Annotated in this window: 12 protein-coding genes and 1 tRNA gene; 9 read left to right on the forward strand and 4 right to left on the reverse strand. The window is 66.2% G+C overall.

The features are described from left to right. Positions 1–2 precede the first annotated feature (2 nt). The 7 genes from sucD to lpdA all read left to right on the forward strand — a co-directional run bounded on the left by sucD (position 3) and on the right by lpdA (position 8424). Positions 3–890 (forward strand): succinate--CoA ligase subunit alpha, encoded by an 888-nt coding sequence (gene sucD, locus P73_RS19525; RefSeq protein ID WP_043870886.1) that lies wholly within the window; start codon positions 3–5, stop codon positions 888–890. A 125-nt stretch (positions 891–1015) separates the two neighbouring features. Further along, positions 1016–3988 carry a 2-oxoglutarate dehydrogenase E1 component gene (locus tag P73_RS19530; protein ID WP_043870887.1) on the forward strand — a complete coding sequence of 991 codons (2973 nt, stop codon included), beginning with the start codon at positions 1016–1018 and terminating at the stop codon, positions 3986–3988. Between the two features lie 4 nt (positions 3989–3992). After that, entirely contained in the window at positions 3993–5519 is a 1527-nt protein-coding gene (gene odhB / locus P73_RS19535) for a 2-oxoglutarate dehydrogenase complex dihydrolipoyllysine-residue succinyltransferase (RefSeq protein WP_043870888.1), read from the forward strand. A 5-nt stretch (positions 5520–5524) separates the two neighbouring features. Continuing rightward, positions 5525–6067 (forward strand): hypothetical protein, encoded by a 543-nt coding sequence (locus tag P73_RS24585; RefSeq protein WP_052453429.1) that lies wholly within the window; start codon positions 5525–5527, stop codon positions 6065–6067. Then, on the forward strand, positions 6064–6459 hold the full coding sequence (locus tag P73_RS19550) for an MAPEG family protein (RefSeq protein WP_338032852.1): 396 nt from the start codon (positions 6064–6066) through the stop codon (positions 6457–6459). The genes P73_RS24585 and P73_RS19550 overlap by 4 nt, the downstream gene beginning before the upstream one ends. Beyond that, entirely contained in the window at positions 6459–6857 is a 399-nt protein-coding gene (locus P73_RS19555) for an MAPEG family protein (RefSeq protein ID WP_043870891.1), read from the forward strand. Before P73_RS19550 ends, P73_RS19555 begins: the two co-directional genes overlap by 1 nt. A 172-nt stretch (positions 6858–7029) precedes the next feature. Further along, entirely contained in the window at positions 7030–8424 is a 1395-nt protein-coding gene (lpdA, locus tag P73_RS19560) for a dihydrolipoyl dehydrogenase (protein WP_043871974.1), read from the forward strand. Between the two features lie 50 nt (positions 8425–8474). Here lpdA and P73_RS19565 read toward each other — a convergent pair whose 3' ends face one another. From P73_RS19565 to P73_RS19575, 3 genes are read right to left on the reverse strand one after another with little or no spacing between them, the layout of a single operon-like run. Further along, complete coding sequence (locus P73_RS19565) at positions 8475–8948, reverse strand: acyl-CoA thioesterase (RefSeq protein WP_043870892.1); 474 nt, start codon at positions 8946–8948, stop codon at positions 8475–8477. Positions 8949–8982: 34 nt separating this feature from the next. Continuing rightward, positions 8983–9648 (reverse strand): GntR family transcriptional regulator, encoded by a 666-nt coding sequence (locus tag P73_RS19570; RefSeq protein ID WP_043870893.1) that lies wholly within the window; start codon positions 9646–9648, stop codon positions 8983–8985. A gap of 48 nt (positions 9649–9696) precedes the next feature. Beyond that, positions 9697–10386, reverse strand: coding sequence for a M48 family metallopeptidase (locus P73_RS19575; protein WP_043871975.1), 690 nt, complete (start codon positions 10384–10386; stop codon positions 9697–9699). Between the two features lie 162 nt (positions 10387–10548). On the opposite strand from P73_RS19575, the gene P73_RS19580 reads away from it, so the two are divergent. Both P73_RS19580 and P73_RS19585 read left to right on the forward strand, forming a co-directional pair. Further along, on the forward strand, positions 10549–10869 hold the full coding sequence (locus P73_RS19580; protein WP_043870894.1) for an FYDLN acid domain-containing protein: 321 nt from the start codon (positions 10549–10551) through the stop codon (positions 10867–10869). A gap of 145 nt (positions 10870–11014) precedes the next feature. Continuing rightward, positions 11015–11090, forward strand: a tRNA-Ala gene (locus tag P73_RS19585). Positions 11091–11508: 418 nt separating this feature from the next. Here the strand turns inward: P73_RS19585 and P73_RS19590 are convergent. Next, the gene (locus tag P73_RS19590; RefSeq protein ID WP_043870895.1) at positions 11509–12708 is read right to left on the reverse strand and encodes an FAD-dependent monooxygenase; all 1200 of its coding nucleotides are present in this window, start codon (positions 12706–12708) and stop codon (positions 11509–11511) included. Positions 12709–12731 lie beyond the last annotated feature (23 nt).

Raw genomic sequence — 12731 nt, forward strand, 5'->3', positions numbered from 1 at the left:
ACATGGCAATTCTCGTTGATGAAAACACCAAGGTCATCTGTCAGGGCTTCACCGGCTCGCAGGGCACCTTCCACTCCGAACAGGCCATCGCCTACGGCACGAAGATGGTCGGCGGCGTGACGCCGGGCAAGGGCGGCACGACCCATCTCGACCTGCCGGTGTTCAACTCCGTGCACGAAGCCAGGGCAAAGACCGAGGCCAATGCCTCCGTGATCTACGTGCCGCCGCCCTTCGCGGCCGACTCGATCCTCGAGGCGATCGACGCGGAGATGGAGCTCATCATCTGCATCACCGAGGGCATTCCCGTCCTCGACATGATGAAGGTGAAGCGCGCGCTGATCAACAGCAAGTCCCGCCTGATCGGCCCGAACTGCCCCGGTGTCATCACGCCCGACGCCTGCAAGATCGGCATCATGCCGGGTCACATCCACAAGCGCGGCTCGGTCGGCGTCGTCTCCCGCTCCGGCACGCTCACCTATGAGGCCGTGAAGCAGACCTCCGACCTCGGCCTCGGCCAGTCCACCGCGGTCGGCATCGGCGGCGACCCGATCAAGGGCACCGAGCATATCGAAGTGCTCGACATGTTCCTCGACGACCCGGAAACCACCTCGATGATCATGATCGGCGAAATCGGCGGCACCGCCGAGGAGGAAGCCGCCGAATTCCTCGCCGAACAGAAGAAGAAAGGCCGCTGGAAGCCGGTCGCCGGCTTCATCGCCGGGCGCACCGCCCCTCCGGGCCGCCGCATGGGCCACGCGGGCGCGATCGTCGCCGGCGGCAAGGGCGACGCGGAAAGCAAGATCGAGGCGATGAAATCCGCCGGTATCGTCGTTGCCGACAGCCCCGCCACCCTCGGCGAGGCCGTGAAGGAGGCGATCGCCAAGGGCTGATCGCTCACCGCGACGCGATTTGACACATCCGCCTGCGCCCCGTGTTAATGGGACGCAGGCATATCCACATCAGGCGACGCGTGCCGGCCGGAAAACGGAAACGCACCTCAGACAAGGTCAAGACGATGAACGACCAGAGCCCCAACGACATCTTCCACGCCTCCTCCTTCATGCAGGGGCACAACGCGGAATACCTCGAACAGGTCTACGCGCGGTACACACAGGATCCCTCCTCCGTGGACGCCTCCTGGGCCGAGTTCTTTCAGTCGCTGGGTGACGCGGCCTCCGATGTCACCGCCGAGGCGGCTGGGCCGTCCTGGGCGCGCCCGGACTGGCCGCCCGTGCCGAACGACGATCTGACCCATGCCCTCGACGGCCAGTGGGCCGAACCCGTCGCCGCCGCCGGCAAGGCCGCCGACAAGATCCGGGAGAAGGCCGCCGAACAGGGCGTCGCCGTCACCGAGGACCAGGTCAAGCGCGCCGTGCTCGACAGCATCCGCGCGATCATGATCATCCGCGCCTACCGGATCCGCGGCCATCTCATCGCCGATCTCGACCCGCTGAAGATGCGCGACCAGGACCCGCACCCGGAGCTCGATCCGAAATCCTACGGCTTCACCGAGGCCGACATGGACCGGCCGATCTTCATCGACAATGTCCTGGGCCTCGCCCATGCCTCCATGCGCCAGATCCTCGACGTGCTCAAACGCACCTATTGCGGCACATTCGCGCTGCAATACATGCACATCTCGAACCCCGAGGAGGCCGGCTGGCTGAAGGAGCGGATCGAGGGCTACGGCAAGGAGATCGCCTTCACCAAGGAAGGCCGCCGCGCCATCCTCAACAAGCTGGTCGAGGCGGAAGGCTTCGAGAAGTTCCTCCATGTGAAATACATGGGCACCAAGCGCTTCGGCCTCGACGGCGGCGAGGCGCTGATCCCCGCCATGGAACAGATCATCAAGCGCGGCGGCAATCTCGGCGCCAAGGAAGTCGTGATCGGCATGCCGCACCGCGGCCGCCTCTCCGTGCTCGCCAACGTGATGAGCAAACCCTATCGCGCGATCTTCAACGAATTCCAGGGCGGCTCGTTCAAGCCCGAGGACGTGGACGGCTCGGGCGACGTGAAATACCACCTCGGCGCCTCCTCCGACCGTGAATTCGACGGCAACAAGGTGCACCTGTCGCTGACCGCGAACCCCTCGCATCTCGAGGCGGTGAACCCCGTCGTGCTCGGCAAGGCCCGCGCCAAGACCGACCAGTATAACGACAAGGAGCGGAACACCGTCATCCCCGTGCTGCTGCACGGCGACGCCGCCTTCGCCGGCCAGGGCATCGTGGCCGAATGCTTCGGCCTCTCCGGCCTGCGCGGCCACCGCACCGGCGGCACGATCCATATCGTCGTGAACAACCAGATCGGCTTTACCACCGCGCCGCATTTCTCGCGCTCCTCGCCCTACCCGACCGACATCGCGCTGATGGTCGAGGCGCCGATCTTCCATGTGAACGGCGACGACCCGGAGGCCGTGGTCCACGCCGCCAAGGTCGCGACCGAATTCCGCCAGAAATTCCACAAGGACGTGGTGATCGACATCTTCTGCTACCGCCGCTTCGGTCACAACGAAGGCGACGAGCCGATGTTCACCAACCCGGCGATGTATACCAACATCAAGCGGCACAAGACCACGCTCCAGCTCTACACCGAACGCCTCGTCGCCGACGGCCTCATCCCCGAAGGCGAGATCGAGGACATGAAGGCCGCCTTCCAGGCCCAGCTCAACGACGAGTTCGAGGCCGGCAAGACCTTCAAGCCGAACAAGGCCGACTGGCTCGACGGCCGCTGGTCGCATCTCGACCGCGAGGGCGAGGAATACCAGCGCGGCCAGACCGCCATCTCCGGAGAGACCATGGCCGCCGTCGGACGCGCGCTCACGAGCTATCCCGAGGCGTTCAACATCCACAAGACCGTGGCCCGGCAGCTCGAGGCCAAGGCGCAGATGTTCGAGACCGGCGAAGGCTTCGACTGGGCGACGGGCGAGGCCCTGGCCTTCGGCTCCCTGCTGACCGAGGGCTATCCCGTCCGCCTCTCCGGCCAGGACAGCACCCGCGGCACCTTCTCCCAGCGGCATTCCGCCCTCATCGACCAGAAGACCGAGGAGCGCTACTACCCGCTCAACCACGTTCGCGACGGCCAGGCGCATTACGAGGTCATCGACTCGATGCTCTCCGAATATGCCGTGCTCGGCTTCGAATACGGCTATTCGCTGGCCGAACCCAACGCGCTCGTGATGTGGGAAGCCCAGTTCGGCGATTTCGCCAACGGCGCGCAGATCATGTTCGACCAGTTCATCTCCTCGGGCGAACGCAAGTGGCTGCGCATGTCGGGCCTCGTGATGCTCCTGCCGCACGGGTTCGAGGGCCAGGGCCCCGAACACTCCTCCGCGCGCCTCGAACGCTTCCTCCAGATGTCCGCCGAGGACAACTGGATCGTCGCGAACTGCACGACGCCCGCGAACTACTTCCACATCCTGCGCCGGCAACTGCACCGCTCCTTCCGCAAGCCGCTGGTGCTGATGACGCCGAAATCGCTCCTGCGCCACAAGCTCGCGACCTCCACGGCTGCCGACTTCCTCGAGGGCTCCTCCTTCCACCGCGTCCTCTGGGACGATGCCGACGCCAACATGGGCACCGGCAAGTCGGAGCTGAAGCTCAAGGCCGACAAGGACATCGAACGCGTGGTGATCTGCTCGGGCAAGGTCTATTACGACCTGCTCGAGGCGCGCGACGCCGCCGGCAAGGACGACACCTACATCCTGCGCCTCGAACAGTTCTACCCCTTCCCCGCGCTCTCCATGGTCAAGGAGCTCGAACGCTTCAAATCCGCGGAGATCGTCTGGTGCCAGGAAGAACCGAAGAACCAGGGCGCCTGGACCTTCGTCGAGCCGAACATCGAATGGGTGCTGACCCGCATCGGCGCGAAACACACGCGCCCGGTCTATGCCGGCCGCTCCGCCTCCGCCTCGCCCGCCACGGGTCTGGCCTCCTCGCACAAAGCACAACAGCAAGCGCTCGTGAACGATGCGCTGAACATCGAAGGGTAAATACATGTCTGTTGAAGTCCGCGTCCCCACCCTCGGCGAATCCGTGACCGAAGCCACCGTCGCCACCTGGTTCAAGAAACCGGGCGAGACCGTGGCCGTCGACGAGATGCTCTGCGAGCTCGAGACCGACAAGGTGACCGTCGAGGTCCCCTCCCCCGCCGCCGGCACCCTGGGCGAGATCGTCGCCGCGGAGGGCGACACGGTCGGGGTCGACGCCCTGCTCGCCACCATCGCGGAGGAAGGCAACGCCGGCCCCGAGGAGACGAAGCCGCGCGCCCATGCCGAGCTTGCCGAGGACACGCCCGCCGTCACCGGCCGCGCCACCGACACCGCGCAGACGCTGGACGTCATGGTGCCGACGCTCGGGGAATCCGTGACCGAGGCGACCGTCGCCACCTGGTTCAAGAAGGTGGGCGACACCGTCGCCGCCGACGAGATGCTTTGCGAACTCGAGACCGACAAGGTCTCCGTCGAGGTGCCCGCCCCCGCCGCCGGCACGCTGTCCGCCATCGTCGCCAATGAGGGCGACACCGTCGCCGCGGGGGGCAAACTCGCCGAACTCTCCACCGGCGACAGCGTCGCCGCCGCCCCCGCCACGGCGCCCGCCGCCGCCGAACCGCCGAAACCCGCGGGTGGCAAGGACGTGGAAAACGCGCCCTCCGCCACCAAGCTGATGGCGGAAAAGGGGCTCGATCCGGCGCAGGTCACCGGCACCGGCAAGGACGGCCGCATCATGAAGGAAGACGTGCTGAACGCGCTGAGCCGGCCCGCCGCCCAGCCGGCCCCCGCCGCGGCTCAGGCCCCGCGCGCACCGGTTCCGGCTGATGACGCCGCCCGCGAGGAGCGCGTGAAGATGACGAAGCTGCGCCAGACCATCGCGCGCCGCCTCAAGGAAAGCCAGAACACAGCCGCCATGCTCACCACCTATAACGAGGTGGACATGACCGAGGTGATGGCGCTCCGCAACGAATACAAGGATCTCTTCGAGAAGAAGCACGGCGTGCGCCTCGGCTTCATGTCCTTCTTCACCAAGGCCTGCTGCCACGCGCTCAAGGAAGTGCCCGAGGTCAACGCGGAGATCGACGGCACCGACGTCGTCTACAAGAACTATGTCCACATGGGCATCGCCGCCGGCACGCCGCAGGGCCTCGTCGTCCCGGTGATCCGCGACGCCGACAGCATGTCCTTCGCCGAGATCGAGAAGGCGGTCGCCGAGAAGGGCCGCCGCGCCCGCGACGGCAAGCTCTCCATGGCGGAGATGCAGGGCGGTACCTTCACGATCTCGAACGGCGGCGTCTACGGCTCGCTGATGTCCTCGCCGATCCTGAACCCCCCGCAATCGGGCATCCTCGGCATGCACAAGATCCAGGACCGCCCGATGGCCATCAACGGCAAGGTGGAAATCCGCCCGATGATGTATCTCGCGCTCTCCTACGACCACCGCATCGTCGACGGCAAGGGCGCCGTGACCTTCCTCGTGCGCGTCAAGGAAGCGCTGGAGGATCCGCGCCGGCTGCTGATGGATCTGTAACCACGATGTTTCCGGGCGCGATCAACCAGTTCGTTGAAAGACTCTTTCAGCCGATCGCGCTCGGAGCCCTCCTGCTCTTCCTCGCCCCCTCCGTCGCCGCGCTTGCCGCCCATGGCGACCCGGACTGGAACTTCGGGGAGATCGACATCAACCCCTCGCAGACGCTGGCCGCCGTGCTCTTCTTCTTCCTCATTGGTCAGGTCGCCTCCGTCCTGGGCCAAAGCGCCTTTCTCCTCCTGAGATCGCGGCTCGAGGACGGCGTGCCGACCTTCGTGCGGGTGGCGCGGCTGGTGCGCGGATATCCCCTTCTGGAACGCCGCTATGACGACATCCGCTTCAAGGTGGACCTGCTGTGCGGCCTCGCCGGGGTCGGGATCGTCGCCAGCCTGACCGAACTCGCCGCAGCCCTGCCCCTCCTCCCCGTGGACCCGGCACCCGGACGGATCGCCTTCGGCCTCGTCCTCGCCCTCCTGTCGCTCTCCGCGGCACGGTTTCACACGCGCGAATTCCTCACCCATCTTCGCGCCCTGTCTCAGGAGACCCCATGATGACCCCGGAACTCGCCGCCCTCGCCGCCACCGCCTTCGTCCATCTCGTCGCCGTGCTCTGGTCCCAGCGTGCGCTGGAAAAGGACGTGGGCCGGGAGGGCAACGCCGGCACCCGCGAGGATCTCGACGGCCGGCTGTCGCAGACCACCGGTCGCCTGCGCCGCGCGCTGTCGAACCATGTCGAGAACACCGGCCTCTTCATCACCGCCGTCCTCCTCGTCCAGCTCACACAGTCGAACGGCTGGTTCACCGCGCTCTGCGCCTGGATCTACGTCGCCGCCCGCGCGCTCTACCTGCCCGCCTACGCCTTCGGCTGGGTGCCCTGGCGCTCGATGATCTTCCTCGTCGGCTTCCTCGCCACCTTCGCCATGATCGTCGCGAGCTTTTTCTGATGACCCCCGAACTCGTCGCCCTCGCCCTCGCGGGCCTCATGCACATCGCGCAATTCGCGGTGGCCTCCGTCATGGCGAATGCCGATCTCGGGCCGGGCTACACGACCTCCCCGCGCGACCGCGCTCCCTCGCGCGAGATGCGCCCCACCACGGCGCGCCTGCTGCGCGCCTATGACAACCATGTGCAGATGTTCCCCTTCTTCGCCGCCGCGGCGCTCCTGATTGCCGTCACGGACCAGTCGAGCGCGGTGACCGCGGCGGCGGCCTGGGGCTACCTGCTCGCCCGCCTCCTCTACATCCCCGCCTATGCCTTCGGCTGGCAACCCTGGCGCAGCTACATCTGGATCCTCGCCATGCTCGCCACGGCCATCCTCTTCATCGCGGCCCTTGCGCCCTGAGCTTCATCTGCTCGAAAATATCTCGGGGGTGAATGGGCCTCCGGCCCAGAGGGGGCAGCGCCCCCCGAAAACCACACCGGCCGGGGGCGCCCCCGGCCGATATCGAAGCCCGACGGAAGTCCGACACATGTCCGACCGAAGTCCGACACCGGAAAAGACCAAGGAGAAGACCATGGCATCCTACGACGTGATCATCATCGGCGCTGGCCCCGGCGGCTATGTCTGCGCCATCCGCTGCGCGCAGCTCGGCCTCAAGACCGCCGTGGTCGAAGGCCGCGAGACCCTCGGCGGCACCTGCCTCAACGTCGGCTGCATCCCGTCGAAGGCGCTCCTGCATGCCTCCCACCTCCTGCACGAGGCCGAGCACAATTTCGCGAAGATGGGGCTGAAGGGCAAATCCCCCTCCGTCGATTGGGACCAGATGAAAGCCTACAAGCAGGAGACCATCGGCCAGAACACCGGCGGCATCGAATTCCTCTTCAAGAAGAACAAGATAGACTGGCTCAAGGGCTGGGGCTCGATCCCCGCGGCCGGCAAGGTCAAGGTCGGCGACGAGGTCCATGAGGCCAGGAACATCGTGATCGCCTCGGGCTCCGTCCCCTCCGCCCTGCCCGGCATCGAGGTGGACAACGAGGCCGGTGTCGTGGTCGATTCCACCGGCGCGCTCGACCTGCCGAAAGTGCCGAAGAAGATGGTCGTCATCGGCGCAGGCGTCATCGGGCTGGAGCTCGGCTCGGTCTATTCCCGCCTCGGCACCGAGGTGACCGTGGTCGAATATCTCGACGCGGTCACCCCCGGCATGGACCCGGAAGTGCAGCGCCAGTTCCAGAAGATCCTTTCCAAACAGGGGCTCGACTTCATCCTCGGCGCGGCAGTCCAGGGCGTGAGCGCGTCGAAGTCGAAGGCGAAGGTGGCCTACAAGCTCCGCAAGGACGACAGCGATCACAGTCTCGAGGCCGATGTCGTCCTCGTGGCGACGGGCCGCAAGCCCTATACCGACGGGCTCGGCCTCGCGGAGCTCGGCGTGGAGATGACCGAACGCGGCCAGGTGAAGACCGACGCGCACTGGTCGACAAGCGTGAAGGGCATCTACGCCATCGGCGACGCCATCATCGGCCCGATGCTGGCCCACAAGGCCGAGGACGAAGGCATGGCGGTGGCCGAGGTCATTGCCGGCAAGCACGGCCATGTCAATTACGACGTGATCCCCAGCGTGATCTACACCACGCCCGAAGTGGCCGCCGTCGGCAAGACCGAGGCCCAGCTCAAGCAGGAAGGCCGCGCCTACAAGGTCGGCAAGTTCTCCTTCATGGGCAATGCCCGCGCAAAGGCGGTGCAGCAGGGCGAGGGCTTCGTGAAGCTGATCGTGGACAAGGACACCGACCGCGTCCTTGGCTGCCACATCATCGGGCCGGGCGCGGGCGATCTGATCCACGAGATCTGCGTCGCGATGGAATATGGCGGCTCGGCGCAGGACATCGCGCTCACCTGCCACGCCCACCCGACCTTCTCCGAAGCGGTGCGCGAGGCGGCGCTCGCCTGCGGCGACGGCGCGATCCACGCATAACATTTGATATGAGACGAAAAAGGGCGCCCTCCGGGGCGCCCTTTTTCGTCTCAGCGTCCCTCGGAAATCGCCTGCATCCGCGCGGCATGCTCCCGGCGCAGCCTCCGGCGCAACTCCGCCGCGTTCCAGCGCTGCCGGTCGAGATCGCTCTCCGGATCGAACCGCGGCACCTCCGCCGATTTCCCGTCGTCATCCACCGCGACCATGGTGAAATAGCACGAATTCGTATGCCGCACGGTCTGGGCCCGGATATCCTCCGCCTCCACCCGGATCCCGATCTCCATCGAGGTGCGCCCGACGTAATTCACCGTCGCCCGGAAATGCACCAGTTCCCCCACATGGATCGGCTCCTTGAACGTCACCTGATCGACCGACAGGGTCACCGCGTATTGCCCGGAATAGCGCGAGGCGCAGGAAAACGCGACCAGGTCGAGCAGCCGCAACAGCGCCCCCCCGTGCACCTTGCCCGAGAAATTCGCCAGATCCGGCGTCATCATTTCCGTCATTTCCAGCGTGCGCTTCATCCCGTCCCCCTGTTTTCGCGGCCTTCCCCCCGGATCAGACCGCGAGCATCCGCAGCCCCTTGGTCACGTCCGAGCGCACCGCAAGCCGCAGCCCCGGCTCGTCCCCGGCGCGGAGCGCGGCGACGATCAACCGGTGATTATGCGGCACTTCGGTGCGGTTGAGCCGGGCATAGAGCGCCCGCATCGTCGGCCCGAGCTGAAGCCAGACCGTCTCCGTCAGCGCCAGCATCGCCGGCGCCTGCGCCCGCAGATAGAGCGTCCGGTGGAATTCGAGATTGGTGCGGATATAGCCGACATCGTCATGCTTCGCGACCATCTCCGCAATCGCGCCGTTGATCGTCTGGAGCCGGTCGATCAGCGCCATATGCGCCCGCGGCAGGGCGCGGGAGGCGAGCTCCGGCTCGATCAGCGCCCGGATCGAGGCCAGCTCCTCGATCCGCTCGTTCGACAGCTCCGGCGTCGTGACGCGCCCCGAGGCCGAGAGGTTGAGCCCGCCGTCGGCCACCAGCCGCCGCACCGCCTCGCGCGCCGGCGTCATCGAGACATCGAACATCTTGCCGATCCCGCGCAGGGTGAGCGCCTCCCCCGGACGGAATTCGCCATGCATGATCCGCGTGCGCAGCGCGCGATAGACGCGCTCATGCGCGGCACTGGGACTGTCTGCAAGGCGGAAGGCGGGCGTGGCCGTCGGGGGTGTCATGGGCGCAATGTGATCACGAATACGGCAAAGGTCAATCGGACAGGCGGATCATCCGAACTGCCAGCGATGCAGCGTCTCGCCCTCCTGGCGCAGCCAGGCCCGATGCGCCCGGTGATCGGGACAGATCCGCGCCACATGCGCCCAGAACCGTTCCGAATGGTTCATCTCCAGCCGATGCGCGAGCTCATGGGCGGCGACGTAGTCGAGCACCGCCTCCGGCGCCATCACCAGCCGCCAGGAGAACATGAGATTGCCCTCCGAGGTGCAGGACCCCCAGCGCGAGCGCGGATCGCGCAGGCTCAGGCGCCCGTAGGGCACCCCCAGCGCCGCGGCATAGCGGTCGCAGGCCAGCCGCAGCCGCATCTGCGCCTCGAGCCTGAGGAAGGCCTTCACCTTTGCCCCCGCCTGCTCCGGCCGGCCCGGCACCTCGAGCCGTCCGGGCCAGAGCCGCGCCGCCCGCCCCTGCCCCGTCACGATCTCGGTCGGCCGGCCGAGAAAGGGAAGCACGGCACCGGGCACCACCCGCTTCTCCGGACCGCAGGCCGCGACATGGTCGCGGATCCAGCTTTCCTTTTCGCGCAGGAACCCGAGCGCCTCACGCTCCCCAAGCCGCAGCGGCAGCGACAGCGTCACGCGCCCGTCGAGCCGCGAGACCCGCAGCGACAGCCGCCGCGCCCGCGCGGAGCGGCGCAGGCTCACGGTCACGGGCGGATCGCCGGAAAGTATGATTTCGCTCATCTCGCCCCCTTTCAAACCGCCACGCATCCCCCATATGGGAACGCGGAGGATCCTGCCAGCGACTTCACCGTAAATTACGGCGAAAGCCTTTGACAGCCCTCGCGCGATGTGGCATGGCGCGCGGGTCTCCGCAAATGGATCTTACGAGGAAAGGGATTTGACATGCCCAATGAGGACTGGGGCGTAAAGCGCGTCTGCCCGACCACCGGCAAACGGTTTTACGACATGAACCGCGATCCGATCGTGTCGCCCTATACCGGCGAGATCGTGACCTTCGACGTGAACAACAAATCGCGCGTGGCCATCGCCGAGAAGCAGGCGCCGTCGAATGACGACGATCTGGTCGATGACGACGACGATCTGCTGGTCGACGACGATGCGGACATGGATATCGACGACGATCTGCTCGAAGACGACGACGATGACGACAACGTCTCGCTCGACGACCTCGCGGACGTGGCCGCGGACGACGAGGACAGCTGACACCGGCAGGCGCGGTGAAAATTTTCGCCGGGCCTGTTTTTTCGCTTGCAAGGCCAGGCGAGACACCATAGGAAGCGCGGGCGGGCGGCAGACGCCCCCCGCACTCTGACGAAACCGGCACGATCACATCAAATCCGGTTCGAACGGGGCCTTAGCTCAGCTGGGAGAGCGCTTGCATGGCATGCAAGAGGTCAGGGGTTCGATCCCCCTAGGCTCCACCAATTTTCCCATTGAAACGCCATACATAGAGCTTCCATTTTCGACAATGGCTTTCCATTTCGTTGAGGATGGAGGGGCCGTGGCTCACCGCGGGGCCGCAGGCGTCCCTTTGCGCGAGGCGCAGAAAATGGCCGCTTCGAGAAAGCGGTCATTGGCGCTCCGCGACCTGGACGCTACGACAGAATGGCCTGCTGCGGTTTCGTGGACACGCGACAGAATTGGTCCCGCGGCGGGGTGTCAGGTGCACTCCTCCCAATAGGTATGCGCGGCTCAGGCTCCCCCACCGCCGGATGAGACCGCCGGCCGTCAGGTCGCAGAAGACAGGTCCGATTTCCTTCGGGACATCGGTGACGCTTGCGGAGGCACCGGGCTTGAGGTGCGACACGCCGCCCCCCGCTTCCGGAGGGCGGGACGGCCGGTTCAGGCCAACTCGCCGACGCGGGAGGCGAAACCGCGCGGATCGTAGTCGTAGACCCAGTCCGTGTTGATCCCCGTGGTGCGCGGGTCCTCCTTTGCCCGGCGGGCATATTCGGCGTCGCGGGCCGCCATCTCCTCCTCGGTCGGAAGGTGATAGGTCCGGCCCCGCTCTCGCGCCTCGAGCTGTACCTTCGAGGTGCGCGGACGCCGCTCCGCCTCGTAGGCGGCAAGTCCTGCCGCCAGATCGTTCCGGGAAAGCGACAGCGCCTCGCCCAGAACATAGGCATCCTCGATCGCCATGGCGGCGCCCTGGGACAGGAAGGGCAGCATCGGGTGACAGGCATCGCCCAGAAGCGTCACCGCGCCCTTTGTCCAGCCGTCCATCGGATCACGGTCGAACAGGCCCCAGTTGTAGACCTCCTCCACCTGCGAGAACAGTTTCGCGAGATCCGGGTGCCATCCCTCGAAATCGGCGAGCATGTCCTCGCGCGAGGCGCGCGTGCTCCAGCTTTCATCGACCCATTCGGTGGCCTCGGTCACAGCGACGATGTTCACCATCTCCCCGCCCTTGACATAGTAGGTCACCACATGCGCGTTCGGCCCCATCCAGAAGGTGCTGTCGGGATTGACGTGATCGACGACCCCGCCCGTCGGCACGAGCGCGCGATAGCACTGATGCCCGGTCCAGCGTAGATCGCCGGTGCCGAACAGGGATCCGCGCACGGCAGAGCGCACGCCGTCCGCACCCACGATCAGGTCGGCCTCGAACGTGCTGCCGTCGTCGAAGCTGGCACGCGCGCCGCGCCCGGTCAGTTCAACCCCCGTGCATTTCACTCCGAAGCGGCAGCACTCTGGCGGGAGCTGCGTCGCGAAGAGATCGAGCAGATCCGCGCGGTGGACGTGAATATACGGCGCGTCGTAATGCGCCTGAAACTCTTGCCCCAGGTCGATGCGGAAATTCTCCCGTGCCGTGCGCCAGTTCCGCCCGACGATGGCTTTGGGGAAAAAACCGCTTTCGAGAAGGGTGTCGTAGAGGCCCAGCCCCTTGACCGCCTTGACCGCGTTCGGGGTCATCTGCACCCCTGCTCCGACCTCGCCAAAGGCGGGGGCCTGTTCGAAAACGGTGACATCGTGACCTTTCGAGAGCAAAGCATGGGCCGCCGCGGTGCCACCGATGCCACCGCCGATAATACCGATCTTCATGGTTTTTCCTTTCTTTTCGTCTC

It is taken from the genome of Celeribacter indicus, assembly GCF_000819565.1.
Taxonomy (GTDB): domain Bacteria; phylum Pseudomonadota; class Alphaproteobacteria; order Rhodobacterales; family Rhodobacteraceae; genus Celeribacter; species Celeribacter indicus.

Excerpts from the sequence above, each read along its gene's own strand:
- sucD (WP_043870886.1), top strand. The coding sequence starts at position 3 with ATGGCAATTCTCGTTGATGAAAACACCAAGGTCATCTGTCAGGGCTTC.
- P73_RS19530 (WP_043870887.1), top strand. The coding sequence starts at position 1,016 with ATGAACGACCAGAGCCCCAACGACATCTTCCACGCCTCCTCCTTCATG.
- odhB (WP_043870888.1), top strand. The coding sequence starts at position 3,993 with ATGTCTGTTGAAGTCCGCGTCCCCACCCTCGGCGAATCCGTGACCGAA.
- P73_RS24585 (WP_052453429.1), top strand. The coding sequence starts at position 5,525 with ATGTTTCCGGGCGCGATCAACCAGTTCGTTGAAAGACTCTTTCAGCCG.
- P73_RS19550 (WP_338032852.1), top strand. The coding sequence starts at position 6,064 with ATGATGACCCCGGAACTCGCCGCCCTCGCCGCCACCGCCTTCGTCCAT.
- P73_RS19555 (WP_043870891.1), top strand. The coding sequence starts at position 6,459 with ATGACCCCCGAACTCGTCGCCCTCGCCCTCGCGGGCCTCATGCACATC.
- lpdA (WP_043871974.1), top strand. The coding sequence starts at position 7,030 with ATGGCATCCTACGACGTGATCATCATCGGCGCTGGCCCCGGCGGCTAT.
- P73_RS19565 (WP_043870892.1), bottom strand. The coding sequence starts at position 8,948 with ATGAAGCGCACGCTGGAAATGACGGAAATGATGACGCCGGATCTGGCG.
- P73_RS19570 (WP_043870893.1), bottom strand. The coding sequence starts at position 9,648 with ATGACACCCCCGACGGCCACGCCCGCCTTCCGCCTTGCAGACAGTCCC.
- P73_RS19575 (WP_043871975.1), bottom strand. The coding sequence starts at position 10,386 with ATGAGCGAAATCATACTTTCCGGCGATCCGCCCGTGACCGTGAGCCTG.
- P73_RS19580 (WP_043870894.1), top strand. The coding sequence starts at position 10,549 with ATGCCCAATGAGGACTGGGGCGTAAAGCGCGTCTGCCCGACCACCGGC.
- P73_RS19590 (WP_043870895.1), bottom strand. The coding sequence starts at position 12,708 with ATGAAGATCGGTATTATCGGCGGTGGCATCGGTGGCACCGCGGCGGCC.